Here is a 24449-nt window from a genome sequence, read left to right on the forward strand (position 1 = left end):
CTATGTTAGAATAGTAATGAAAACTAAATAAGCGAGCGCTGAATCCCTGAATAGGGAACGGGGGAACCACTTCTTGGGGTGAATCCTTTTTCAGGTAGGGTTAACTTTCGACCCGAACCCGGCAGCTAACTTCGTAAGCGTAGAAAGGTGAGGTGTAATACCGTTAGTTTTCTATGCCAGCAAAACCCCGGTTCAGGCCGGGGTTTTATTTTACCCTCAGGAAGGAGGAAATAGGTAATGAGTATTTACCCGGAGAAAGGCAGGTTGATGGGAAGGGAAGCTAAAAGGGAAATTGCTCTTGACCGGGCAGCCGAATTGAAAGCCAGGATTGTCGATTACCTGGAAGAAAGGGAGAAGATCGCCAGCGGCCTGGAGGCGGCAGCCGAGATCGAAGCCAGCAAGCAACGTATCCTGGCTTACTTTGGCGCCGGGGAAGCCGAGTGGCAGGACTGGCGCTGGCAGTTGACCCACCGTATCACCTCGGTGGCAACCCTGGCGGAACTGATTCCCCTGACAGAAGCTGAAAAGGAAGCCATACTAAAGGTAGAACGTACCTATCGCTGGGCGGTTTCTCCTTACTACCTGAGCCTGATGGGACCGGAACCTGATTGCCCCATCCGGCGCCAGGCTCTGCCCAGTGCCGCCGAACTGGAGGATAACCATGGCGTCCTGGACCCCATGGATGAAGAGTTGACCTCCCCGGCGCCGGCTATTACCCGCCGTTATCCGGATCGTTTGATTATCAACGTAACCAACCAGTGTGCTATGTACTGTCGTCACTGCCAGCGGCGTCGCAATATCGGTGAAGTCGACCGCAGTCGCAGCCGCCGGGAACTGGAGCAGGCCCTCCAGTATATCCGCCAGAATGAAGAGATCCGCGATGTCCTGATCACTGGCGGTGACGCCCTGATGCTCAGCGATGCCATGATCGACTGGTTGTTGACGGAACTCGATAATATCCCCCACGTAGAAATTAAGCGCCTGGGCACCAGGGTGCCGGTCACTATGCCCCAGCGGATTACCCCGGAGCTGTGCCGGGTTCTGGCCAAGCACCCGCCCATCTATCTCAATACCCAGTTCAACCACCCCCGGGAGGTTACCGCGGCCGCCAAAGAAGCCTGCGATCGCCTGGTCCAGGCCGGGGTGGTCCTCGGCAACCAGGCGGTTTTGTTAAAGGGCGTCAACAACCATCCCTTTGTGATGCGTAAATTAAACCAGGAACTCTTGAAAATAAGGGTACGGCCCTACTATATCTTCCACGCCAAGCCGGTGAAGGGGACCACCCACTTTATTACCTCCATTGAGGAGGGCGTGGAGATCATGGATAAGCTCCGGGGCTATACCTCCGGCCTGGCCGTGCCTACCTATATAATCAATGCCCCCCACGGTCTGGGCAAGACCCCCATCTTGCCACAGTATGTAATCGCCCGTAATGATCACCAGGTGATCCTGAGGACCTGGGAGAAGCGGATTATTTTTTACTCCAACCTGGGACGCCAGAAGGAACAGGCCTAAAGAATAGTATGGAGAATAGAAGCGCCGGGTGTTTCACCTGGCGCTTTTTATATTACTTCTCGCCCTTATGGGGCTCGGTGACGTTGTAGGCTTCCTTGAGGACGACGATATCCACCCGGCGGTTGCGGGCCATATCAGCCTCGCTATTATTGGGGGCCACCGGGCGATATTCTCCGTAGCCGGTGGCCGAAAGGCGTTCCGGTTTGATCCCGGCTTCGCTGATTAAAACCTTGACCACGTTGGTGGCCCGGGCCGTGGAGAGTTCCCAGTTGGATGGGAAGGCCGGGGTGTTGATGGGGAGATTGTCGGTGTGGCCTTCAACCCGTAAATAATTGGGTAGGCGGGCCAGGGCCCGGCCGACCTGGCGCAGGAGGTCCCGGGCTTCGGGGGTCAAATCGGCGGAACCCTTGGGGAAGAGGACGGCATCGGCCACACTGACCACCAGGCCCCGTTCCTCGGTATTGAGGGTCACCTGGCTTTCCAGGCCTTCCTGCTGGATATACTGCTGTAGTTCCGCCCTGGCCCTGGCCAGTTCGGCCCCTTCATCCCCCTGGCCCGGTGCCGGGGCGATACCAGGTACTATAGAGGTCAGGCCTCCGGACGTTAAGATTCCAGTCGTCGGGGCGCCAGTTAGGGTTTGAGCCAGGGAGTTGGCCAGGGCGGCCATTTTCTGGGCGTTGGTATCGCTGATGGCATACATTACGACAAAGAAGATCATCAACAGGGTAATCAAGTCGGAATAGGTCAACAGCCAGCGCTCATGGTTATCCTTGCTGGCGTGCCCTTCCCTGCGGACCGGCACCATCGCTCACCTCCCGCTCTTCCTTCCCGGCACCTGCCCTTTCCTTACCCGGGGCCAGGAAGGCCGCCAGGGTGTTGCGGATCAAGGTGGGGTTCTTGCCTGCCTGGAGGGCCAGGACGCCCTCCAGGATCATCTCCTGGTACAGGCGTTCCCGGGCGTCTTTATTTTTGAGCTTGGTGGCGATGGGCAACCATAAGAGGTTGGCCGAAGAGACGCCGTACAGGGTAGCTATAAAGGCCATGGCAATGGACGGTCCCAGCTTATCGGGGGTACTCAGATTGCTGAGGACGTGGACCAGACCCATGACGGTGCCGATGATGCCCATGGTCGGGGCGTAGCCGCCGGCGGCCTCGAAAAGGCTGATACCGCTGTGATGGCGTTCGCTGGTAGCATAAATGTATTGCTCCAGGACGTTACGGGTCTGTTCGGGGTCGGTACCGTCTACCACCAGCTGCAGGGCGGTGCGGAGAAAGTCGTCCTTGACACCGTCGAGTTCTTTTTCCAGCCGGACGAAACCTTCTTTGCGGGCCAGCACGGCGTAGTTGACGATGGCGTTGATGGTTTCATTTAAGTCCAGGGGTTTTTCCCGGAAGGCGACCTTTAATAGCCTGGGGATATTCAGGACCTCTTCCCGGCGCAAACCAATAAGGGTAGCACCTATAGTCCCGCCGAAAACAATCATGGCCGCCGTAATGGCCAGCAGGGCCCCCGGACTGCCTCCCTCCAGGATGAAGGCTGCAATCAGGGAGCCAAAACCTATCAACAGGCCCAGGATTAGATTGAGATCCAAGAACATACCGCCTTTCTTAGACCATGTTTTACCAAATATCTAGCATATTCGGCACAAAGAAACAAAATCCTTGTTAAATCTATATTAAATTGACCTTTAATTTGTCCTGTGGTAGGATAATATTTAGATTTAATTAAGATTAAATAAAAAATAAATGATACAATTCACGGGAAGGGAGATAAAAATGAATGATTTGCTAATCCGAAGAGCAAGGCTCATGGACGGCCAGGGGACAGTGGATATAGCCATCAAAGACGGATATATTGTTGCTGCCGGCAATAATGTGGCGGGGTCGGCCCGGCAGATGGTTGATGCCTCCGGCAGGCTCCTGATACCGGCCTTTGTCGACACCCATACCCACCTGGATAAAGCCCTGACGGCGACAGACGGCGGCGCCGGTTCCCTGGAAGCAGCCATCGAAGACTTCCAGCGCCGGAGTAAAGATATAGATAAAAACGACCTGCTGGCCAGGGGCCGCCAGGTACTGCGGTTGGCCCTGCGCCACGGTACCACAGCCATGCGCACCCACATCACCGTCAGTGAGAACCTGGGCCTGCGGGGCATTGAGGCTGCCCTGGAATTGAGGGAAGAGTTTGCCGGTAAGGTTGACCTCCAGGTGATTGCCATGTTCAGCGGTCCGGAGCCGGAGCCGGCACCCCCTTTAAAGGAACTCCTAGAGGAAGCCCTGCGGCTGGGGGTAGACGGCCTGGGCGGGGCACCCCATCTCTCGCCTGGTATGCAACAATGGGTGGACTATATCTTCGAACTGGCCGGCAAATACGATGTTCCCATTGACCTGCACGCCGACGAGACTGACGCTCCTTCGGTGGCTTCCCTGGAGTATATAGCCAGTAAGACTATTCAGGCAGGTTACCAGGGCCGGGTGGTTGCCGACCACTGCTGTGGCCTGGCGGCAGTTGATGAAGCTACTGCCGGCCGTACCATAGCCGCCGTCAAGGAGGCCGGCCTGAGTATCATTACCTTACCCTCCTGCAACCTCTACCTGATGGGCCGTAACGATAAAGGACTGGTCCGCCGGGGGGTGACCCGGGTACGGGAACTCCAGGCCGCCGGCGTCAATGTCGCCTACGCCTCCGACAACATCCGCGATGCCTTCCGGCCCTTTGGTAATGCCAACATGCTGGAGGAAGGCCTGATCACCGCCCAGGTTTTGCAGATGGGTACCCCGGCGGAGCTCGAACAGGTCATGAAGATGGGCACCTATAACGCCGCCGCTGCCATGGGATTGCAGGATTACGGCATCAAGGTCGGCGCCAGGGCCGACCTGGTCCTCCTGGATGCCACCACCCCGGCCGGGGCGATTATAGGCCAGGTGGAGAAGGTCTGCGTCATTAAAGGCGGCCGGGTGGCCGTGCGCAATGATAAAAAATCCGATATCATTATCTAAAAGGTTGCACCGGTGAGAAGCAACGGGTATACTACTAGATAGCCAGTCCCACTTTTTTACTCCTGGGGGAATGAATTTGCTAGTTGACCTGAATCCCATAGCCTTTCACCTGGGACCCCTGGCGGTCCGCTGGTACGGCATCTTTATGGCCCTTTCCTTCCTGGTGGGGTCCTGGTACCTCTACCGGGAGGGTCTGCGGCGTGGCCTGGACGAGGACTTTCTCCTCAACCTGGCTATTATCGTCATTATCTCCGGCGTTATCGGGGCGAGGCTAGTATTCGTCCTGGCCAACTACCCCGGCTGGTTCTTGACTGACCGCTTGCAAATTCTGAAGATCTATGAAGGGGGCCTTTCTTGGCACGGCGGTCTCCTGGGGGGCTTTCTGGCCGGATGGCTCTACGCCCGCAGTAAGAGGGTCGACGTCAACCAGCTGGCGGATATGGTCATACCGGGCCTGGCCTTCGGTTACTTTTTAGTACGGATCGCCAATATTTTTAACCAGGAGGTCCTCGGCAGGCCGACAGATTTCTGGTTTGGTCGCTGGCCGGCCCAGTTAATCGGTTCGGCCATCGGCCTGATCCTTCTGGCCCGTTACTTTTACGTCCAGAGTAAGAACCCCCCTTCAGGTTATCAGTTCTGGTCCTTCATTTTTTACCATCAGATCCTGCGGGCGGTGATCGAGGAGTCCGTCCGGGATAATCCCCTCTCTGTTCTGGGTTATGTCGTTCCCCACTGGGGCCTGGGTTTCTTTACCCTGACTCAGGTTACCACGCCACCTATCCTTATCCTGGCTTATTACTTCATGTGGCGTTCCCGCCGTTTGGGCAGGGGCGGCCAGGATAGTTATCGCCTCGACCTTACCCCTCGCTAAAATATAATAAAATAATAAAGGGGCCCTGCAGGCCCCGGTCCAGTACCCTCCGGGTCAGGCCGGAGGGTACTTTTTTATGGGCTATCAATTATCAATAAAAACCATTTCGGGTTGCGCCAGGACCCTTAAATTCTCCAGGGGGTTACCCCGGACGGCTATCAGGCAGGGCCGGTAGCCGGGACGGATTTGCCCCAGTTCCCCGTCCAGGCCCAGGGCAGCGGCAGCCGTGACCGTAGCCGCCCGGAGGATGGCCGCCGCCGGGATACCGGCCTGGTACCAGTACAACAGTTCATCCAGGTAGGATTCCCCGTGGTAGACACCGGGGGCACCGGCATCGGTGCCTACCACCAGCTTTACTCCCAGGCGGTGGGCCCGGGCAACCATCTCCTGCTGGGATTCCTGGGTCCGCCGGATTATATCAATTTCCCTTTCCGGGTAGACCTCTCTTTTCGCGGTGTGCAGGCGGTTGGCGATAGCGGCTACCGTCGGTACCCAGAAAGTACCCCTGGCAGCCATAGTCTCCAGCTGGGCCGTCGTGAGGAAATAGCCGTGCTCGATGCTATCTACCCCGGCGGCCAGGGCCAGGTCTACGCCGGGGGCCGAGTTAACATGGGCCATCACCGGTCGCCCGGCGGCATGGGCCGTCTTGACGGCTTCAACCAATTCAGCAGTAGCAAACTCCAGACTGCCAACCTCCCCGTAACGGTGGAAGGTAACCAGGCCGGAAACAACCACTTTAACCTGGTCGACGTTCCGGTTTACCAGGCTAGTAACCAGTTCCCTGATTGAGGCCGGGTCAGTGGTGCCAGGGCCAAGGAAAGAACCATATTTTCCTTTTTTATGGACGGCCATTCCTGTCGCTACCACCCGGGGGCCCGGGTACTTGCCGGCACGGACCCATTCCCGGGCCTGGAGGTTGAGACCTTCCCGGTCGCTGCCGTCCCTGATGGCCACCAGGCCATGCTCCAGGGTGACCCGCAGGGCCCGGGCCAGGACCCTCTCCCTGAGGAGCGGGTCCTGCCAGCGGTCCAGGGAAGCCTGAAAATCGATGCCATCGAGGGCCAGGTGGACGTGGGCGTCGATTAAGCCGGGCAGGACCGTAAGTCCTGTAAGGCGCATCTGTTGGGTACCGTTTCCCGTTCCCTGCATTTCTCTGGGCTGGACAGCAGCGATCCGCCCCCGGCGGATGCTGATGACTACCTGCTGCCGGTACCCTTCCTGCTGGCCGTCCCAGAGGTTGTCAACCAGGAGGTCCAGGTTGGTCTCCGGGCTAATGTGGAAGAGCTTCATGGCCACACCTCCAAACAGTAACTATCCTACACCTTTAAAGGGGTAGGAAGCAAGGGAGTTCCGGATAATCCGGAGCCCCGGGCAGCTAAAGAAAAGCCCCGGCCAGGGGCCGGGGTGAGGAGATTCAACCGGTTATCAAGTCAACCATTTTAAACTGCAGGGTGTCTACCAGGCCGCGGTTGGTCAGGCGTAACTCCGGCAGGACCGGCAGGGAAAGGAGGGCCATGGTCATAAAGGGCGACACCAGCCGGCACCCCAGTTCCTGCCAGGCCCGGTGGACGGCTGCCAACCGGGCGGCCACCTCTTCCACCGGCCTGTCCGACATCAGGCCGGCAATGGGCAGGGGCAGGAGGGCCAGAACCTGGCCGTCCCTGACGGCCACCATACCACCGCCGCATCCAGCCAGGGTGTTGCCCGCCAGGGCCATATCGGCGTCATTCATACCAACAATGAGGAGGTTGTGGCTGTCGTGGGCCACCGTAGAGGCCACGGCGCCGGCTTTAAAGCCGAAACCCCGGACAAAGCCCAGGCCGATACTGCCGTTGCCGCCGTGGCGCTCGACAACCGCCACTTTGGCCAGGTCGGCCTCGACCCCGGCTGTGACCTGGCCGTCCACCACCGGTACGGTGACTGTCAGGTGGCGGGTGTTGACATTGGCTTCAATAATTTCCATTACCCGGACCTGAACCCGGCTTTTGCCGGCCGGGGCGTTGATCCGGAAATGCCAGGGGGTCAGAGGTTCCTTTAAGTGTACCGAATGGCGCACCCTATCGGGGTAGGCGACTGCCGGCAGGTCCACCAGGAGCCTGCCCCCGGCGGCAACCACCCGGCCGTCGACCATAACCTTATCTATCGCTACCCGGGCCAGGTCCTTCAAGAAGAGGATATCGGCATAACGCCCCGGCGCAATGGCCCCCAGGTCCTGGGCTACGCCAAAGCACTCGGCCGTATTAATGGTTACCGCCTGGATGGCCCGGATGGGGTTCAGGCCCTCTTCGATGGCCCGGCGGACCACATGGTTTAAGTGCCCGGTGGATAACAGGGTTTCCGGGTGGGTGTCGTCGCTCACCAGCATGGCCCGGCGGCTGTCGACCCGGGTTTCTGTCAGACTCTTAATGGTGGCCTTGATATCGTGCCAGGCCGATCCCTCCCGCATCATGGCATACATGCCGAGGCGCAGGCGGTTGAGGGCGTCTTCGGTACGGGTGGATTCGTGGCAGGAAGAGATGCCGGCGGCCGTATAGCCGGCCAGGCCCTGAAAGTCGGCGGGCATGGCGAAGTGTCCGGTGATGGGTTTACCGGCCGCCAGGGTGGCCCTTAGTTCGCCGTGGACGGCCGGATCACCGGCCAGGACACCGGGGAAGTTCATCATTTCCCCCAGGCCGCAGATACCGGGCCACTGCATGGCGGCGGCCACCTCTTCCGGCCCAAAGCTGGCACCGGCGTCCTCAAATCCGGGCGCAGCCGGAACACAGGAAGGCATGGTGGCAAAGACCTTTAAGGGGAGTTCCCGGCCCTCGTCCACCATCAGCTTTACCCCGTCCATCCCCAGGACATTGGCAATCTCATGGGGGTCCATAAAAATCGCCGTGGTGCCGCCGGGGAGGACGGCCCGGGCGAACTGGGTCACCGTCACCATACTGCTTTCCACATGGACATGGCCATCCATGAAACCCGGGCAAAGGTAATAGCCGCTGGCGTCAATCACCTCCGTTTCCGGCCCCACAGCCGCGGATACGTCACCGACGCTGGCAATGCGGCCATTTTTGATGGCGATATCCCAGGGCAGTATTTCGCCGGTAAAAACGTTTACTACTTTGCCGCCCTTGATAACGGTGTCGGCAGGGAGTTTTCCAGTAGCCACAGCCACCAGTTCTCTGGTGACTTCAGCCAGGGGACGCCTGGTTGGGAGCACTGACAGCCATCTCCTTATCATAGAGTTAATTTCAGTATAGAGCTACATCAAAAAAATGACAAGATTTATTTAACAATACTTTACTGCAGGTTTATTTTTACTCTTACCCGCCGGCAGGATTCCCGCCTTCCGCGACGAATATATCTCTGTTATGGTAAAGTATTAGAGCGTTAGAGGAACAATTTATGGCGCTGAGTCGGGGATGTTCCGAAGCTACGAAACATAAGTGCCGGTAAAGGGACGGGCAGAGGGGGGTCATCCCCGGCCTTATGAAGTCGGAGGGTTAACAGGAGGCACAAAAATTGCTGGAACGAATTATCGCCCCCGGGAGCTACCTCCGGGGTCCGGCTGTCATTGAAAAAGCCGGCCAGGCTCTGGCAAGGCTGGGCGCCAGGGCCTGCCTGGCCGGAGGCCACCGGGCCCTGGCGGCGGCAGCCCCGGCCCTGCAGGAGGCCCTATCTTCAGCCGGGGTAGAACCGGCGGGGCAGGTCTGGTACGGGGGAGAATGTTGCCCGGAAAATATTGCCAGGGTAGCGACAACTGTTAAGGAAACAGGAGCCGATTTCTTGATAGGGGTTGGCGGCGGCAAGGCCCTGGATACCGCCAAGGGAGCCGCCTGGCAGGCAGGGGTGCCCCTGGTGACGGTGCCGACCATCGCTGCTACCTGCGCCGCCTTTACCTCCATTGCCATCATCTATGATCGGGAGGGCCACTTCTTGGCTATATCCCACGAGGCGGCGAATCCGTCTCTGGTCCTGGTAGACAGCCGGATCATCGCTGCCGCCCCTGGCCGTTACCTGGCTGCCGGCATGGGGGACACCATTGCCAAGTATATCGAACTGCGTGCCACCAGCACGGCAGCCGCCCGGCATCTAGCCCTGGAAGGCGCCCTGGAGTTGGCTCGCCTATGCTATGACAGCATCCTGGCCGCCGGGCCAGGTGCCAGGGCAGCGGTAGATGACCGGGCAGTCACCCCGGATCTGGAGAAGGTCATTGACGCCGTGATTCTTATCAGCGGGTTGGTCAGCGGCCTGGGAGGCGATGACGGGCGGACTGCCGGCGCCCACGGCGTTTATGAAGGCTTAACCGCTTCCCCCCTGACCCGTTCTTACTGCCATGGAGAACTGGTAGCCTTCGGCAACCTGGTCCAGCTGGTCCTGGAAGGGAGAGAGAGGGGGGAAATCAGGGGAGTGGCTGATTTTAACCGCCGGGTCGGCCTGCCGGTAACCCTGGAAGGTGTGGGGCTATCCCCGGAGGACGGGCCTTCCCTGGACCTGGTCAGCCGGGCGGCGGCAGAGAGCCCGGATATGGCCAACATGCCCTTCCCGGTGACGGCCACCATGATCCGGGAAGCCCTGCTGGCAGCCGACCGCCTCGGCCGGGAGACAGCTTAGCTGTTTTCGGAGGCTGGTAGAACTTCATTGACAGGGTAGCTATTTAAGAGGAGGTTTATCATGAAAAGAAAACTAAAGCGAATCGCCATCTTGTTCCTGGCGCTGGCCCTGGCCGGCCTGGCCCTGGCCGGTTGCGGGGGCGGTAGCAAACAGCAGGCTGCAGACCAGCAGACCGGGAGTAGCGGCCAGGGGCAACAACTCACCCCCGTCAAGCTCACCATGACCACCTGGTCGGGCTACGGTCCCCTCTTCCTGGCCCGGGATAAAGGCTTCTTCAAGAAACACGGCCTGGATGTACAGTTAATCGTCATCCAGGGCCTGGGCGAGCGCAAGCAGGCCCTGGCCGGTAACCAGGTGGACGGCATCGCTACCACCCTGGATATTGAAACCCAGATTGTAGCTGCGGGCATACCCCTGAAACAGATCTGGGCCCTGGACGATTCCTATGGCGGCGACGGCATCCTGGCCAAACCGGAGATCAAGACCATCAAGGACCTCAAAGGTAAAAACGTAGCCTACGACTTCGGCACCGCCAGCCACATCCTGCTCCTCTCCATCCTGGCCAAAAACGGCATGACTGAAAACGACATCCACCACGTCCAGATGTCAGCCAGCGACGCCGGGTCGACCTTCGTGGCCGGCAAAGTAGATGCCGCCGTCACCTGGGAACCCTGGCTGAGTAAGGCCGTTAAAGAGAACAAGGGTAACCTCCTGGCAACCTCCAAGGAGACCCCTGGGCTGATTATGGATACAGTCGCCCTCCGGAGCGACTGGGCCGACAAACACCCCCAGGCTCTCCAGGCCATGGTCGACGCCCTGGCGGAAGCCATGCAGTACTGGGAAAGCAATAAGGCCGAAGCCAATGCCATTATGGCCAAGGGACTGGGCATCAAACAGGAAGAGTTCGAGAGCAACCTGCAGACCCTGCGCCTCTTCAACCTGGCCCAGAACAAGGAGATGTTCGGCACGGCCGACAAGCCAGGAACCCTCTACACCTCCTTGCAGCAGGCAATCGACTTCGGCTTTAACAACAAAGTAATTAAATCCAAACCCGATGCTAAAGCCATGATCGACCCGACCTTTGTCAACAGGGCGAAAATATAACTTCAGTGAAATTCGGTGTTATCTAGATGGGCAAGTACTTTAAACTCAATACCCCCATTCCGGGGAAACTATATTTTAGCCTTAGCGTGGCCGCTTTTGTCCTCCTTCTGTTAGCCTGGCAGCTGGGGGTAACAGTTGGCCACCTGCCGCCGACCCATCTGCCGCCGCCCGGAGCTGTGGCCCGGGCGGCCGTCGAACTGGCGGGGAACGGTTTAATTAACGATATCGGCATCAGCTTTTTCCGGGTGACCACCGGTTTCCTCCTGGCCGCAGCTATCGGCGTACCCCTGGGTATCCTCATGGGCAGCCTGAAGGTGGTCGAGGCTTTTTTTGAGCCCCTGCTGGCCTTTTTTCGTTATATGCCGGCTTCGGCCTTTATCCCCTTGACTATTATCTGGTTGAGCATTTTCGAAACCCAGAAGATTGGCGTCGTCTTTATAGGGATATTCTTCCAGCTCGTGCTGATGGTCATGGACGTTACCCATAACGTCCCCCAGGACCTCATCGACACCGCCTACACCCTAGGGGCGCGGCCCCTGGAGGTGTTCCGGCGGGTCATCCTGCCGGCAGCCCTGCCAGGAATCATGGATACCCTGCGGGTTGCCCTGGGTTGGGCCTGGACCTATGTTATCGTTGCCGAACTGGTGGCGGCCAGTTCCGGCCTGGGGTTCTTGATCATGAATGCCGGGCGGCAGCTGAGTACCCCGGATATGTTCGTAGGGATTTTGACCATCGGCGTCCTGGGGATTATCTGCGATATGAGTTTTAAAGTCCTCTATCGCTGGTTGTTCCCCTGGACGGAGAGGGAGGTGTAGCTATGGCCCTGGCGGCGGCGCCCCGGGCTTCCGGAAAAAAGCTGGTAGTTGTCAACCTGACCAGGGAGTTTACTTTGAAGCGCGAAAGGATTACCGCCCTGGACGGCATCTCCCTGGAGGTTCGGGAAGGGGAGTTTGTCACTATCCTGGGGCCTTCGGGATGTGGTAAATCCACCCTGCTGCGCATCATCGCCGGCCTGGCGGAAGCCAGCAGCGGCCAGGTCTATAAAGACGGCCGTTTGATCCAGGGACCGGGGCCGGACCGGGGTATGGTCTTTCAGAGCTATACCCTCTTCCCCTGGCTGACGGTCCGCAAGAATATCGAGTTCGGCCTTACCCTGAAGGGGATGGATGCCGCCCGGCGCCGGCAGATTGTCGATCACTACCTGGATATTATCGGCCTGGCCGCCTTCGCCGACGCCTTTCCCAAAAACCTCTCCGGAGGTATGAAGCAGCGGGTGGCCATAGCCCGGGCCCTGGCCAACGACCCTGACATTCTCCTCATGGACGAACCTTTTGGCGCCCTGGACGCCCAGACCCGCCTGGTCATGCAGGAACTGCTTTTAAAGGTCTGGGAGGAAACCCGGAAGACCATCCTCTTTGTCACCCACGATGTCGAGGAAGCTGTCTTTTTAGGGGATACAGTTTATGTCATGACGGCCCGGCCTGGTCGCCTCAAGGCCCGCATCCCCGTGCCCCTGGCTCGGCCCCGGTCCTTCGAGGTTAAGAATTCTCGGCCCTTCCTGGAGCTAAAGAGCCGCATCCTGGAACAGATCCGGGAGGAGAGCCTGAAGGCCGCCACCATGATGCCGGGAGGGTGCGGTTAAATCTTAATTGAGATCTAATTTCATCTTAACCTGACCTTAACCCCGGGGAGTTAGAATATAAGCAAATAGAATGACAACCCAGGGGAGGTAGGAAAAATGCTAAAGGATAAGCTGCTAACGTTACTTAAGGAGTGCCCCTGGCTCCTGGAAAAAACCGTAGAAGACCCCCAGGTGCGGCACAAGATGCAGGAGCAGGTATACAAAAAAATCGCCGAGTTGGAGGGTGCAGGATATGGAGGGAGTTGCCTTCCCTCCAGGGAGATTGAGAAAGTTGCCTAGGGATTATTGAAGGCGGAGTGCTGGCTAACCGGTCAGGACCCCGCCTTTTAATTTATCCCTTACTTGGGGACCCGGATTAGCAGGTCAAAGTGATCCGGGTCATACAGGTAATTGAGGCGGCTGGCGATAACGTTGCCGTCGCCGTTTACCCGGCCCACGCCGGTGTTGCCCTTGGAACGGTTCTGCCAGCCCCGCAGGGTGTTCTCGCCATAAAAGGCACCGGCGTTATTATTAACGCTGACTATATTTACCCGGCCCAGGAAAATTTGCGTCTTCAGGACACCCCACCTCCTTTTTATTCCAGTAGCTTATGCAGGTATGGCTCCGCCAGCCATTCGTTACACAACATATCCTGCCAGTCGGGATCATCGATCTGGAAAGCGGGGTCAACCATGGAGTTGTAATCCCCGCTCAGGCGGCCAAAACCGTTGTTTGTCTTACTGCAGGTATGCCAGTCATAAAAGTAGTTATTGCCAATGGCCACCGCCGAACCGGTGTCTACATCGGCAATCCGCAGGGTATGGATGTTGATCTGGAGGACAAATCGCCCCATGGCCCGGCACCATCCTTTCTTAATAAAGGTTATGGCGCCAGAATCCAAAGGGTGACGGCAATGTAGTTGTTCAAATCGCCGCGACCTGCATAAACTGGTAGCATAGGGGGGCTAGCCCATGGCAGTGGCTGTTATTACTGGCATTATCCGCATCAACCAGTTCCGTACCAATGCCGGTATGGGTCAGGGTAAAAACGTCTTTGAGCCCTGGACGATGAATACAAAATCAAATATGGCCCTGGGCCAGGTGGCCGGCAATCTTAATTTCTTTTCCACAGGGGCTAATATCATCAATGATCCCGATATCATCGATAACCCCATCGTAGACAACGGCCTTAAGTCGAACTTTGCTCCTGCCAACCAAGAAGTCTTTTGAGGAGTAATGCCGTGATGTTCGGGCTAATCGGCAAGCGCTGCCGGGTTCCAGAGCGTTCCCCCGCGGGGGCGACGGTGCTAATCGGGCTCGAACGCCGGGTTGAAGAACTACAGGCCACCGTTAATAAAATGGCTGCTGATTTGACGGCTCTCCTGGGGCAACTGGTAGGGCAGGATCTCAATGTTCACGTAGATAAAGTATGCATCGATAAAGTAAACCTGGACCAGCTGACGTTTAACATTGATGGCATCGGGGTGAAAGACTTAAGCGGCTCCTTGAGCATTGGTCTTAATTATGGCGGCAGAGTTATCCGCCTCGGCCCACCAGCAAAACCACCCGGGGAAAAGAAGCCGGAAGGAAGCTCAATTCCTAACCCCCGCCCCCTGGGCGGGAAGCCTCCCCGGGTAAATTTTCAAGCCAGTCGCAGAGAGGGTGAAAATGATGACCGGGGAGTATAACCCCCTGGAGGCTTTAAAGAATATTCCCTATCTGGATGAAGACTTCTTTAAAGAAGTCACCGGCATGAGCTGGCCGGGACCCGCCGGTTTACTGAATCGCCTGACCAGGGGCAAATGGCCACCGGTAGATATAGTAGAGACAGCCGGCGAGATTATCGTTACGGTGGCCCTCCCCGGCCTGCGCCAGGCAGGTGACGTCCGAGTGGAGTTAAATGGAAATATACTGCGCCTGGAAGGGGAGATCTATCCTGAGATCCAGCTCCTGCCGGTGGTAAAGGTACACCAGCAAGAAAAAAAACAGGGGAGATTTAGCCGTTCCGTTACCCTGCCAGTGGCCGTAAACAGCAAGAGCGCCCGGGCCACCTATCAGCGCGGCCTCCTTGAAATCCGCTTTATTAAACATCCTGGTTCTCAGGGTGAGACCTTGAATATCGAATTCTTTAAGTAAAATACCCTGTAATTTGTCCGGGTTGCCTTCGGGGGCAACCATTTTTTATATCCTCATTCCTGACATTTCTGGCTTCGGCGACAATATCCTGCCATACCTGTCTCCAGTTGGCCTTGAGGTCACCCGGGCGGTCGCCGATGACTATACCATTTTTCACTCCCGTCACGGCGAGGGAGCGCAAGCCTTTACGGGCCGGCCCTGCGGGTCCTGGCCGTCGCCTATAGAGAGGATGGAGAAGCGGGCGCTCCCCTTATTTTTGCAGGCCTGGCCGGCATGCTGGACCCGCCCCGGCCCGGAGTTCGCCAGGCCATCGCCCGCTGTCACGCGGCCGGCATTAAGGTGGTCATGATCACCGGCGATCACCCGGCGACAGCTACGGCTATCGCCAGGGAGCTGGGGATCCTGACACCAGGCGGCATGGTCCTGACGGGGAGGGATCTGGAGACCATGCCTGACGAAGAACTGGATCGCCTGGTACCTGTCGTCCAGGTTTACGCCCGTACCTCGCCCCAGCACAAGTCGCGTATTGTCAGGGCCTGGCAGCGAGCCGGCGGGGTGGTGGCCATGACCGGCGATGGCCTAAATGATGCCCCGGCCGTCAAAGAGGCCGACATCGGCCTGGCCATGGGACAGAATGGTGCCGATGTCACCAAGGACGCAGCTAGCCTCGTCCTGGCTGACGATAACTTTGTCACCATTGTCGACGCGGTAGAAGAGGGACGCACCATTTATGCCAATATTCGCAAGGCCATCCGCTACCTGCTGGGGACCAATATCGGCGACGTGTTTCTGACAGCTACTGCCGTCCTGGCCGGCCTGCCTCTGCCCCTGCTACCCGTCCAGCTCCTGTGGCTAAACCTGGTGGGTGACAGCCTGCCGGCTCTTGCCCTGGTCAAAGACCCGCCGTCCCCCGGAATAATGAGGCAACCGCCCCGCCAGGTCCGGAGCGACTTTTTTGCCGGGGAGTTTAGCCGCCAGATCCTGACCCGGGGTGTTTTCATTGGCCTGGGAGGATTATTCCTCTTTGCCCTTAAGCTTTACCTGACCGGATCAGTGGCCGCGGCCCGTTCCCTGGCCCTGGCCGGTTTACTGGCCGGGCAGCTTTTCCACCTCTTCGACTGCCGCTTGATGGATGGCGGCGGTCAGGGTTACTTCAGCAACCCTTACGTCCTGGGGGCAGGGGTCTGGACCGTCGTAACCATGTGGCTGACGTTTATGAGCCGGCCGGTGCGGGGCCTGCTGCACACCGTTCCCCTGACAGGGTCCGACTGGCTCCTGGCTACGGTTACGGCGGCGACTACCGGCGGGACAGCACTCCTCCTGGGCTAACCCCGCTTTTGTTTACAACATTTTCCCCAAATCTTAATACAATTTTAATAACAGGCTAACACAAGCCTAACACCGAACTGTTATAATTAAATTGTTCCGGCGAGCGCGGCCGGTAAAGTCTCTTACTGAGGAGGACGAAAAGTGCTGAGTAAAGGTAAATGGCTGGCGATCTTAGTGATTGCCCTGGTGGCGGTACTGGCTGTAGCGGGCTGCGGTAAGAAAGAGTTCCCGGCTCCCCAGCAGGGTAGCAGCCAGCAAAACAGCAACCAGCAGTCCGGCGGGAGCGGCGCCATAACAGCAGCGGGTTCTACGGCCCTGCAACCCCTGGTAGATGAAGCGGCCAAGCAGTATATGGAAAAGAACCCGGGTGTTCGCATCGTCGTCAACGGCGGCGGCAGCGGTAACGGCCTCTCTCAGGTGTTCCAGGGTGCCGTCCAGATAGGCAACTCCGATATCTTTGCCGAGGAAAAGGACGGTATCGACGCCTCCCAACTGGTGGATCACAAGGTAGCCGTTGTGGGCATGGCGGCCGTTGTTAATCCTGACGTCAAAGTGGACAACCTTACCCAGCAGCAGCTTATTGACATCTTTACCGGTAAAATTACCAACTGGAAAGACGTCGGCGGTCCTGACCAGAAGATCAACATCGTCAACCGGCCCAAGGGTTCCGGTACCCGGGCGACCTTTAAAAAATATGCCTTAAACGGTGCGGAAGAAGCCCAGGGTATCGCCATGGAGCAGGATGCCTCCGGTACCGTGCGCAAGACCATTGCCGAAACCCCAGGCGCTATCGGCTACCTGGTTCTCTCCTACATTGATTCCAGCGTCCGGCCCCTCAAAATTGACGGGGTTGAACCTACGGCAGCCAATATTGTGGACAACAAGTACAAGGTCTGGGCATACGAGCATATGTACACCAAAGGCCAGCCGACGGGGGAAGTCAAGAAATTCCTGGATTTCATAATGAGCGACGAAGTCCAGAAGAACCTGGTAACCAAGATGGGCTACATCCCCGTAACCGACATGAAGGTTGAACGCGACGCCCAGGGAAATGTGACTCCCAAGAAGTAGCTCCTTACACTAATAGAGCCGCCTGCGGGCGGCTTTTTTGATGTGCGCCTGGCATGGGCGTTAACCCGGTGGGGTGAAAGTCCACTGCAGACGAGGCAGCACCAATCTACTAGCCAAAGGCAATGCCCATCGCGAGGTGGAATCCGAAGGAAGCTGGAGACAAGGCCACGGCCCGATGAACAGGAACCCCATACGAGGCTGTACCGCCCGGATGAGCTGGCACAACAAAGCGAAATCCGGGCTACGAAGGGGCGGTAGAGTATATGGGGCGGGCGCGGGGTATAGGTTAGCGATCTTATCGGGGTGGAGACCCACCGAAGGAGGGTGCTGTCAGGTAAGCCAGGTAAAGCTGGTAAATCAGACCAGAAGGTCCAGAAGAACTAGCAGGGCCACAGGCACCTATGAGGAAATCAACCTGTATCTATATAATAAGCGTCTGGGTATATCAGACGCTTTTCTTTTACTGGGGGTAGAGGCTTTCTACAGGTCAAACTACACTTAAAGACCGGTTTCCCGGGACCACTGCTAATCATCAATTGCAAGCGTCAAAAAAGCAAGCTCAAATATTAAGCTTCAACAACGAGAGCATATGAACGCAAAAAAAGTAATAAAGCAAGCAGGAATTATTAAAAACACGTAGAATAGATCAATTGTAATCATCAAAAAAGATTAGTTTCGCATATTAAGCTTCAACAATGAAAACGTATAAACGTAAAAAAGCAGCAAGACCAGCAGGAATTATTAAAAACATGTAGAATAGATTCACTTAGCAACAGAAACGTTAAAGAAAAAATGGGTAAGTAGAGGAAAAATGCGCATAAAAACATGCTAATAGTTGCAAATTGAAGTGCCAACGATATTATTACCGAAATAAATTCTAAATATAGGTAGTAGAAAAAATCAGAGAGAAAAATCAGGAGAGGGGAGGAGATGTAAATTAAAATGAACCGTTTAGTATTTAATATAATCTTTGGGCATCTGGGTTATGGTTAAGGTGCAGCGGCAATAAACCGATTTGTTGTGGTATTTAGTTTTTAGCTTGGTGAAGTGATTGCCTTTGTAAAATCTAAATAAAAATATAATAAGAAAGGAAGATCTTTTAATGATGCTAGGAAAAGAAATACGTTTAAGTAGGTTGTTGGATTCTGAATCAAAGCGTTTTGTTGGTATTACAGTTGACCATGCTATGGCCCGTGGTGTTTTACCGGGTTTAGTTAATATTAAAGAGACAGTTAGGAAAATAATCTTAGGTAAACCTAACGCATTAACGATGCATAAAGGGATTGCTGAAAAAGTATTTCCACCTTATGCGGGCAAAGTACCTTTAATATTAAAATCTACCACTTTTTCACCTTATCATCCAAAATATGACACGCCAGTGGCTGATGTTGAAGAAGCTTTAAGACTGGGAGCTGATGCCATTTCAGTTGGTGTTATAGTAGGTGGGCCAGAACAAGCAGAACAAATTACCCATTTAGCTCAAATTAGCAAAGAAGCCTCAGCTATGGGTTTACCCCTTATAGCTCATATTTATCCGCGCGGGTCCGAAGTAAAAGACCCCAAAAATGCTGATGCAGTTTCTTATGCTGTTAGGGTAGGAGCAGAACTTGGTGTGGATATCGTAAAAACTAATTGGACAGGTTCGGCAGAGTCTTTTGCTAAGGTAGTGGCTGCCTGCCCCAGCCGTGTAGTAATTGCTGGAGGTTCTTCTGGTAATGATTTATCATCTTATCTCCAGATGATTTGGGAAGGGATTCAGGTCGGTATGGCGGGGGTAACATGTGGACGTTTCGTTTGGGAAGATTCAAACCCGGCCGCTGTTATTGAAGCGATTAAGGCTATTGTCCATTCAGGTGCTTCAGTAGAAAAAGCCTTAGAAATTTATAGAGAATGCAAGGAGAGATAAGTTCTAATGAAGGCTTTAGTGTTTGAGGGACCTAACGAGCTTAAGCTAAGAGATGTACCACTTCCGGAACCGGGAGAGGATGAGATTTTAGTAAAAGTTGCTGCGTGTTTAATCTGTGGTACAGATCTTAGAATTTTTAGGGGGGCCAAAACAAGAGGGGTCCGGATACCCTCTATTTTGGGCCACGAATTTGCTGGGGTTGTTGAGGCAACTGGAGTTAATGTAAAAGAATTTCATGTTGGTGATAGAGTAGGTGTGGCGCCTGTTATTCCCTGCCATACATGTTTCTATTGTAAAAATGGATTAGAAAACGTATGCGCTAATCGTACAGCCCTGGGTTACGAGTATGAAGGTGCATTTGCAGAATATGTATGTATTCCAGCCCCTGCGGTTAAAGGGGGGAATGTGTATCACTTGCCTTCCAACATTTCCCTTGAGGAAGCAGCTTTAGCAGAGCCTCTTGCATGCTGTTTGAACGGACATCATAATTCTAAAGTAAAATTAGGAGATGTGGTTGTAATTTTAGGCGCGGGGCCAATTGGACTAATGCACTTGCAATTAGCTAAAAGTTCTGGGGCCAGTTATGTAATTATCAGTGAACCCAATGAACATCGACGTGCTATAGCCAAAGAATTCGGAGCAGATCGTGTAGTAGACCCTCAGACCGAGGATCTAAATAGCATAGTTAAAAATGTTACTGATGGATTAGGAGCAGATATAATTTTTTTGGCCATAGGCATACCGGCCTTAGCACAGGATGCCCTTACCCTTGTAAAAAAAGGAGGTACAATTAATTTCTTTGCTGGCTTTTCTGTTGGTGACAAAGCAGCACTTGATGTAAATCTCATTCATTATAACGAAATAAAAATCACTGGTACAAGTGCTGCAAGGCGTGATGACTATAGAAAGGCTCTGGATTTAATCGCAAAGGGTAAAGTAAAGGCTTCTAAAATGATCACCCATCGTTTCCCTTTAGATAAGGCGGAAGAAGCCTTTAGAATTGCAGGATCAAGTCAAGGTATTAAGGTGGCGATTATTCCTTGAAAAAACCACTTTTAATAGGCATAGATGCAGGAACAAGCAGCGTTAAAATTTGTATTTTTAATATTAACGGGGAACTAGTTCGACAGGGCGAAGTCAAAATTGCTTTTTCGAGTCCACGACCCGGTTGGATAGAATTAGATTTAAAGCAGTATTGGGATGCCACTTGCCGGGTTCTTCGGGAGATAACAACAGATTTAACAGGTTTTGCAGGATTGGGTTTTAGTGTAACGAGTCCTACCACTGTATTTTTAGATGATGAGGGTCTTCCGGTAAGACCTGCTATTCCTTATTTAGATATCAGGAGCAAAGAGGATGTCGAAGAACTAGTTAAATATTGGGGGGGAGAGGAAGATTTTCAATCTCATGTAGGGAATAAACCTATTCCGTCTACCTATTCTGCCGGAATAGTGCGTTGGATAATGAGAGAAGAAAATAATAGCTGGAATAGAACCAAAAAAGTTGGCTTTCTTAATACATTTTTATGTGGCCAATTAAAGGGGGAATGGGCAGTTGATCCTACTGTAGCATCTTTTTCTGGCCTGGTGCGTTTAGCCGAACCTTTTAAATGGTCAGATGAATTACGCGAACTCTTAGGAATTCCATCCTCGAAACTTCTTACAATTTTAACACCTTATACAAAAATTGGTGAAGTAACTCCTCAAGCGGCTAAGGAGACAGGATTGCCCACAGGACTTCCTGTCGCCCTGGGCTGTGCTGATACCGCGGCTGCTAGTTTTGCTCTGGGTTTATCACAGAAAGGCGACTGTTTTGAAAGTGCAGGGACCTCGGATGTGCTAACTTTTTGCCTTGATAGACCAGATTTTAATTCTATGTTTCTAAACAGATCTCACGTTTACCCGGGCCGTTGGCTTGCTCACGGGGCTATGTCTACTCCAGGTGCTGCTATCGAATGGTTGATAACTAATGTTTTTCCCGAATTAGGTACAGTGAGTGAACTAGAAAAAGAGGCAGAAAGATCCGAACCCGGTGCTCGTGGACTTATTTTTCTACCATATTTGGCGGGAGAAAGGAGTCCGATTTTCGATCCCAATGCCAAAGGCCTTTGGCTGGGTCTACGACTGGATACTAGACGAGCTGATATTATAAGAGCCGTATATGAAGGAATAGCTTTTGGTTTACGTCAAATCTTGAAATATGCTGAAGCACAGTGGGATTTAAAAATTAAAAGTTTACCTTGTGTCGGTGGTGCAGCTAAAAGCCAATTGGGATTAAAGATTAAAGCGGATGTATTAGGTTTAGAGTACCAGACAACAGATTTTCAGCATGTTGCAGCATTAGGTGCCGCATTACTTGGGGGTATAGCAGGGGGTGTTTATATGGGATGGGAGGATCCAGAAATTCCTTATCTTAAAAAATTCAACTCATGTTTTAAACCTAATTTCACAAATTACAAGATATATGACCAGTTATTTACTATTTATGAAAGGTTGTACCCTTCGACAAAAGAAGCAATGCACGCGTTAAATGTATATTAATGAATGTATCCAAAGGGGGGTAATTGATGTATTAAATGTTGTTACAGAGAGATTATAAGCAGTTTGGAAGGGGGAATATCGATTATAGAAAACAATAAAATTGAAGTGGATGGTAAGAACTAGCTGGCCAGGTCGCTTTCACAATTGCAAGTGCAGGGTAACATTAAGGCAAAAAATACAATTATGTGGGAGGGTATATAGTTGTCTCAGATAGTTACTGAAACGGGAAAAACACTTAAAAAATCAACTAATTATAGATGGATAGTTTTGCTCCTCATTTTTGTCGCTTATACTATAAACTATGCCGATCGATCAAATATAGGGGTAGTATTACCTTTTATTAAAAAAGATTTCAGTTTGTCCAACTTAGAAGCCGGTGCCTTAGCAAGTTTCTTTTTCCTCGGTTATGCCATTTCGCAAATTCCAGCAGGTTTTTGGTTTAGTAAATTTAGTACGCGTGGGTTAGTATCACTATCAATTCTTGGATTCTCTGCCTTTACCTATTTAATTGGTACCGCCCTCAATGCCACGGTTATGAAATGGTTTCGACTGGGTTTAGGGTTAGCTGAAGGCCCAACTCCTGTAGGGATGACTACAACTATTAACTCTTGGTTTCCTCCCAAAGAAAAAGCAACAGCTACTGGTGTTTATATTGCTGCAACAATGTTTGCGCCGATAATTGTACCCCCTATAGGAATTTGGATTACTTTACATTTCGGATGGCGCTATGTATTTTATTTGTTTGCTATACCAGGTATTGTAATGTCTTTAATTTGGTATCTGTTAGTTAAGAGTCACCCAGAGGAGAGCCCTTTTTGTTCTGCCGCCGAAGTTGAATATATCCGCAGTGAAAGTAAGGTTACTTCAAAAGATAATATACAAAGCAATTCTTTAGGATGGTTGGACAAGTTAATCCGTGCCAAGAGAGTAAAGCTTATAGATTCGAACGGGAAAGTCTTTACTTCATGGAATATTTGGGGTGACACGCTTGCATATTTTATGATGGTAAGTGTCCTTTACGGTCTAATGACCTGGATTCCATCGTATTTGGTTAATACTAAAGGATATTCATTTATGAAAATGGGATTTGTAGCAAGCACACCATGGATCGGTGGTTTTTTGGGCTCAATTATCGGTGGGTGGTTATCGGATAAAGTGTTTCTTAAGCGGCGTAAGCCAACTATGATTATTACTGCCTTAACTACAGCCATCATGATGGTTGTAATAATATCATTACCTCAAAACGTTTTTGCCGTATCTATTGGCTTATTCATGACAGGTTTTTTACTAAATATAGGTTGGCCTGCATTTACAGCCTATCCTATGGGTGTGACTAATGCTAACAGTTATCCCGTAGCCATTGCACTAGTGAATAGTGGAGGCAACCTTGGAGGTTTCTTTTCTCCAATGATCGTAGGAGCTTTACTGGATGCTTTTAAAAGTTATAATGCTGCATTCCTGTATTTCGGGCTATGTGCTATTATAGGCTTCATATTAATTTTGACGTTGGATGAACCTATATCGTAGCCTTTAATCCAGGCAGTGATCAGTCTTTAAAAACTAAGCACTATAATAAATATTAGATATACCTTTATTAACTTTTTTATATAATATGACCAACAGGGTTAAATTTCCAGTTGGTCATTTATTTTTAATCCGCATCATGGCTGAAGCCGATACGTGTAGTAACGTAACCCACATTTCGTACTCTGCATTGGCACCTCGGTATGAAGCCTGGAACCAGATTTCTGGTCACACTCTGGCGTTTCGGCTCATTTTTGTGGTATGATGGCATAGGTGGCGGTACATACGCATAGGGGCAGGTGGCCGCTACCTTTAAAAACATTTTGGCCTGGTTTTTCCTTGGGAGATGTTACGCCGTCCACCTAGGGTGTGGATGATATTTTTTCCCTTATTTGGCCTGAAACCACCTGGCTAGTTCGGTATGTAGCAGACGATTGGAGTGATCGGGTTGTTGGCGGCACAGCGGCGAGAGGAGATACGGAACGCCTTACAGCAGAAAGGTTGGCTATCTGTAACCGAACTCGCCCAAATCGTGGGGGCATCCCCCGCTACTGTCCGGCGCGATCTTAAGGAGCTTGAACGGGCAGGAGTATTGATAAGAACACGGGGCGGCACTTGCTTAGCTGACCGGCTGCCAGAAGAGATGACCGAGCACGTGCGGGCCCAAAAAAACTCCATGGAGAAGAAAAAAATCGGCCAGGTAGCGGCCAAGTTGGTGGAGAACGCAGGAAGCATTATTCTTGATGCGGGCACGACCACCTTGGAGGTGGCACGGGCTCTGAAACCTGCACAGCCGCTCCGCGTCATTACCGACAGCGTGGAGATTGCTTATGAACTCCGGGACAGAGAGAACATCGTGGTAATTGTGACCGGCGGTGTCATGCGCCCCCACGCCTACAACCTGTTCGGGGGGATGGGGGAACAAATGTTAGCCGGGATGCACGCCCAAATCTGCGTAATGGGCTGCAGCGCCCTCAGCCTGGAAGAAGGGTTGACCAAACATGACATCGAATCCATGCCCATCCGCCGGAAAATGGTGGAGATCAGCCGCCAATTGATAGCCGTTGTGGACTCTAGCAAATTTGGTAAAACAGGTTTAGTTAGCATCTGCCCCGTGACCCGGATTAGCACGCTGATCACCGACAGCGGAATCGATCCCGTTTTCCGTAGTGCTTTGGAAAGCGCAGGCGTACAAGTGATTGTCGCCGAGTAAATGAATCTAAGTATAGTGTAA

24 protein-coding genes and 1 riboswitch are annotated in these 24449 nt (G+C 53.4%); of the genes, 18 read left to right on the forward strand and 6 right to left on the reverse strand.

Annotated features, from left to right (window positions below):
* Positions 1-26 precede the first annotated feature (26 nt).
* Positions 27-155, forward strand: a riboswitch (cyclic di-AMP (ydaO/yuaA leader).
* A gap of 82 nt (positions 156-237) precedes the next feature.
* Positions 238-1515: a glutamate 2,3-aminomutase gene (eam, locus tag MOTHE_RS01925; protein ID WP_053094599.1), complete on the forward strand. Its 1278-nt coding sequence runs from the start codon at positions 238-240 to the stop codon at positions 1513-1515.
* 52 nt (positions 1516-1567) lie between these two features.
* Here eam and MOTHE_RS01930 read toward each other — a convergent pair whose 3' ends face one another.
* The gene (locus MOTHE_RS01930) at positions 1568-2320 is read right to left on the reverse strand and encodes an OmpA/MotB family protein (protein WP_053094600.1); all 753 of its coding nucleotides are present in this window, start codon (positions 2318-2320) and stop codon (positions 1568-1570) included.
* On the reverse strand, positions 2280-3113 hold the full coding sequence (locus tag MOTHE_RS01935; RefSeq protein WP_011391997.1) for a flagellar motor protein: 834 nt from the start codon (positions 3111-3113) through the stop codon (positions 2280-2282). Before MOTHE_RS01935 ends, MOTHE_RS01930 begins: the two co-directional genes overlap by 41 nt.
* A gap of 178 nt (positions 3114-3291) precedes the next feature.
* Here MOTHE_RS01935 and MOTHE_RS01940 point away from each other — a divergent pair, with 178 nt between their 5' ends.
* A complete protein-coding gene (locus MOTHE_RS01940; protein ID WP_080997163.1) occupies positions 3292-4515 on the forward strand; it encodes an amidohydrolase family protein in 1224 nt (407 codons plus the stop codon).
* A gap of 70 nt (positions 4516-4585) precedes the next feature.
* Positions 4586-5386, forward strand: a complete 801-nt coding sequence (locus MOTHE_RS01945) for a prolipoprotein diacylglyceryl transferase (protein WP_051498639.1) — start codon at positions 4586-4588, stop codon at positions 5384-5386.
* An 84-nt stretch (positions 5387-5470) separates the two neighbouring features.
* Here the strand turns inward: MOTHE_RS01945 and MOTHE_RS01950 are convergent, their stop codons facing one another.
* Both MOTHE_RS01950 and ade read right to left on the reverse strand, forming a co-directional pair.
* The gene (locus MOTHE_RS01950; RefSeq protein WP_011392000.1) at positions 5471-6676 is read right to left on the reverse strand and encodes an amidohydrolase family protein; all 1206 of its coding nucleotides are present in this window, start codon (positions 6674-6676) and stop codon (positions 5471-5473) included.
* A 124-nt stretch (positions 6677-6800) separates the two neighbouring features.
* Positions 6801-8612, reverse strand: coding sequence for an adenine deaminase (ade, locus tag MOTHE_RS01955; RefSeq protein ID WP_053094603.1), 1812 nt, complete (start codon positions 8610-8612; stop codon positions 6801-6803).
* 281 nt (positions 8613-8893) lie between these two features.
* Between ade and MOTHE_RS01960 the strand changes: the two genes are divergently transcribed.
* The 5 genes from MOTHE_RS01960 to MOTHE_RS01980 all read left to right on the forward strand — a co-directional run bounded on the left by MOTHE_RS01960 (position 8894) and on the right by MOTHE_RS01980 (position 13010).
* Positions 8894-9985 (forward strand): iron-containing alcohol dehydrogenase family protein, encoded by a 1092-nt coding sequence (locus MOTHE_RS01960; RefSeq protein ID WP_011392002.1) that lies wholly within the window; start codon positions 8894-8896, stop codon positions 9983-9985.
* 60 nt (positions 9986-10045) lie between these two features.
* On the forward strand, positions 10046-11089 hold the full coding sequence (locus tag MOTHE_RS01965) for an ABC transporter substrate-binding protein (protein ID WP_011392003.1): 1044 nt from the start codon (positions 10046-10048) through the stop codon (positions 11087-11089).
* A gap of 26 nt (positions 11090-11115) precedes the next feature.
* On the forward strand, positions 11116-11904 hold the full coding sequence (locus MOTHE_RS01970; RefSeq protein ID WP_011392004.1) for an ABC transporter permease: 789 nt from the start codon (positions 11116-11118) through the stop codon (positions 11902-11904).
* Positions 11905-11906: 2 nt separating this feature from the next.
* Positions 11907-12731: an ABC transporter ATP-binding protein gene (locus MOTHE_RS01975; protein WP_053094604.1), complete on the forward strand. Its 825-nt coding sequence runs from the start codon at positions 11907-11909 to the stop codon at positions 12729-12731.
* Between the two features lie 96 nt (positions 12732-12827).
* Entirely contained in the window at positions 12828-13010 is a 183-nt protein-coding gene (locus tag MOTHE_RS01980; RefSeq protein ID WP_053094605.1) for a hypothetical protein, read from the forward strand.
* Between the two features lie 295 nt (positions 13011-13305).
* Here the strand turns inward: MOTHE_RS01980 and MOTHE_RS01990 are convergent, their stop codons facing one another.
* Positions 13306-13563 carry a hypothetical protein gene (locus tag MOTHE_RS01990; protein WP_011392006.1) on the reverse strand — a complete coding sequence of 86 codons (258 nt, stop codon included), beginning with the start codon at positions 13561-13563 and terminating at the stop codon, positions 13306-13308.
* A 118-nt stretch (positions 13564-13681) separates the two neighbouring features.
* On the opposite strand from MOTHE_RS01990, the gene MOTHE_RS01995 reads away from it, so the two are divergent.
* The 3 genes from MOTHE_RS01995 to MOTHE_RS02005 are packed head-to-tail and all read left to right on the forward strand — an operon-like array spanning position 13682 to position 14845.
* On the forward strand, positions 13682-13939 hold the full coding sequence (locus MOTHE_RS01995) for a hypothetical protein (protein WP_011392007.1): 258 nt from the start codon (positions 13682-13684) through the stop codon (positions 13937-13939).
* 14 nt (positions 13940-13953) lie between these two features.
* Positions 13954-14397, forward strand: a complete 444-nt coding sequence (locus tag MOTHE_RS02000; RefSeq protein ID WP_011392008.1) for a hypothetical protein — start codon at positions 13954-13956, stop codon at positions 14395-14397.
* On the forward strand, positions 14378-14845 hold the full coding sequence (locus MOTHE_RS02005; RefSeq protein WP_011392009.1) for an Hsp20/alpha crystallin family protein: 468 nt from the start codon (positions 14378-14380) through the stop codon (positions 14843-14845). Before MOTHE_RS02000 ends, MOTHE_RS02005 begins: the two co-directional genes overlap by 20 nt.
* Here MOTHE_RS02005 and MOTHE_RS13215 read toward each other — a convergent pair.
* Positions 14838-15026, reverse strand: a complete 189-nt coding sequence (locus tag MOTHE_RS13215; protein WP_158499093.1) for a hypothetical protein — start codon at positions 15024-15026, stop codon at positions 14838-14840. The two genes, MOTHE_RS02005 and MOTHE_RS13215, sit on opposite strands and share 8 nt — an antisense overlap.
* A 92-nt stretch (positions 15027-15118) precedes the next feature.
* Between MOTHE_RS13215 and MOTHE_RS02010 the strand changes: the two genes are divergently transcribed.
* The 7 genes from MOTHE_RS02010 (at position 15119) to MOTHE_RS02040 (ending at position 24428) form a co-directional block, all read left to right on the forward strand.
* Positions 15119-16174, forward strand: a complete 1056-nt coding sequence (locus MOTHE_RS02010; protein WP_053094608.1) for an HAD-IC family P-type ATPase — start codon at positions 15119-15121, stop codon at positions 16172-16174.
* Between the two features lie 141 nt (positions 16175-16315).
* Positions 16316-17245, forward strand: a complete 930-nt coding sequence (locus tag MOTHE_RS02015) for a phosphate ABC transporter substrate-binding protein (protein ID WP_080997164.1) — start codon at positions 16316-16318, stop codon at positions 17243-17245.
* 1102 nt (positions 17246-18347) lie between these two features.
* Positions 18348-19151: a class I fructose-bisphosphate aldolase gene (locus MOTHE_RS02020; RefSeq protein WP_011392011.1), complete on the forward strand. Its 804-nt coding sequence runs from the start codon at positions 18348-18350 to the stop codon at positions 19149-19151.
* A 6-nt stretch (positions 19152-19157) separates the two neighbouring features.
* Complete coding sequence (locus MOTHE_RS02025; protein WP_011392012.1) at positions 19158-20195, forward strand: zinc-dependent dehydrogenase; 1038 nt, start codon at positions 19158-19160, stop codon at positions 20193-20195.
* Positions 20192-21691, forward strand: a complete 1500-nt coding sequence (locus MOTHE_RS12670) for a xylulokinase (protein ID WP_011392013.1) — start codon at positions 20192-20194, stop codon at positions 21689-21691. Before MOTHE_RS02025 ends, MOTHE_RS12670 begins: the two co-directional genes overlap by 4 nt.
* Before the next feature lie 201 nt (positions 21692-21892).
* The gene (locus tag MOTHE_RS02035) at positions 21893-23218 is read left to right on the forward strand and encodes an MFS transporter (RefSeq protein WP_011392014.1); all 1326 of its coding nucleotides are present in this window, start codon (positions 21893-21895) and stop codon (positions 23216-23218) included.
* A gap of 436 nt (positions 23219-23654) precedes the next feature.
* On the forward strand, positions 23655-24428 hold the full coding sequence (locus tag MOTHE_RS02040) for a DeoR/GlpR family DNA-binding transcription regulator (RefSeq protein WP_218161187.1): 774 nt from the start codon (positions 23655-23657) through the stop codon (positions 24426-24428).
* Positions 24429-24449 lie beyond the last annotated feature (21 nt).

Source organism: Moorella thermoacetica (genome assembly GCF_001267405.1).
Classification (GTDB): Bacteria; Bacillota; DSM-521; order Neomoorellales; family Neomoorellaceae; genus Neomoorella; species Neomoorella thermoacetica.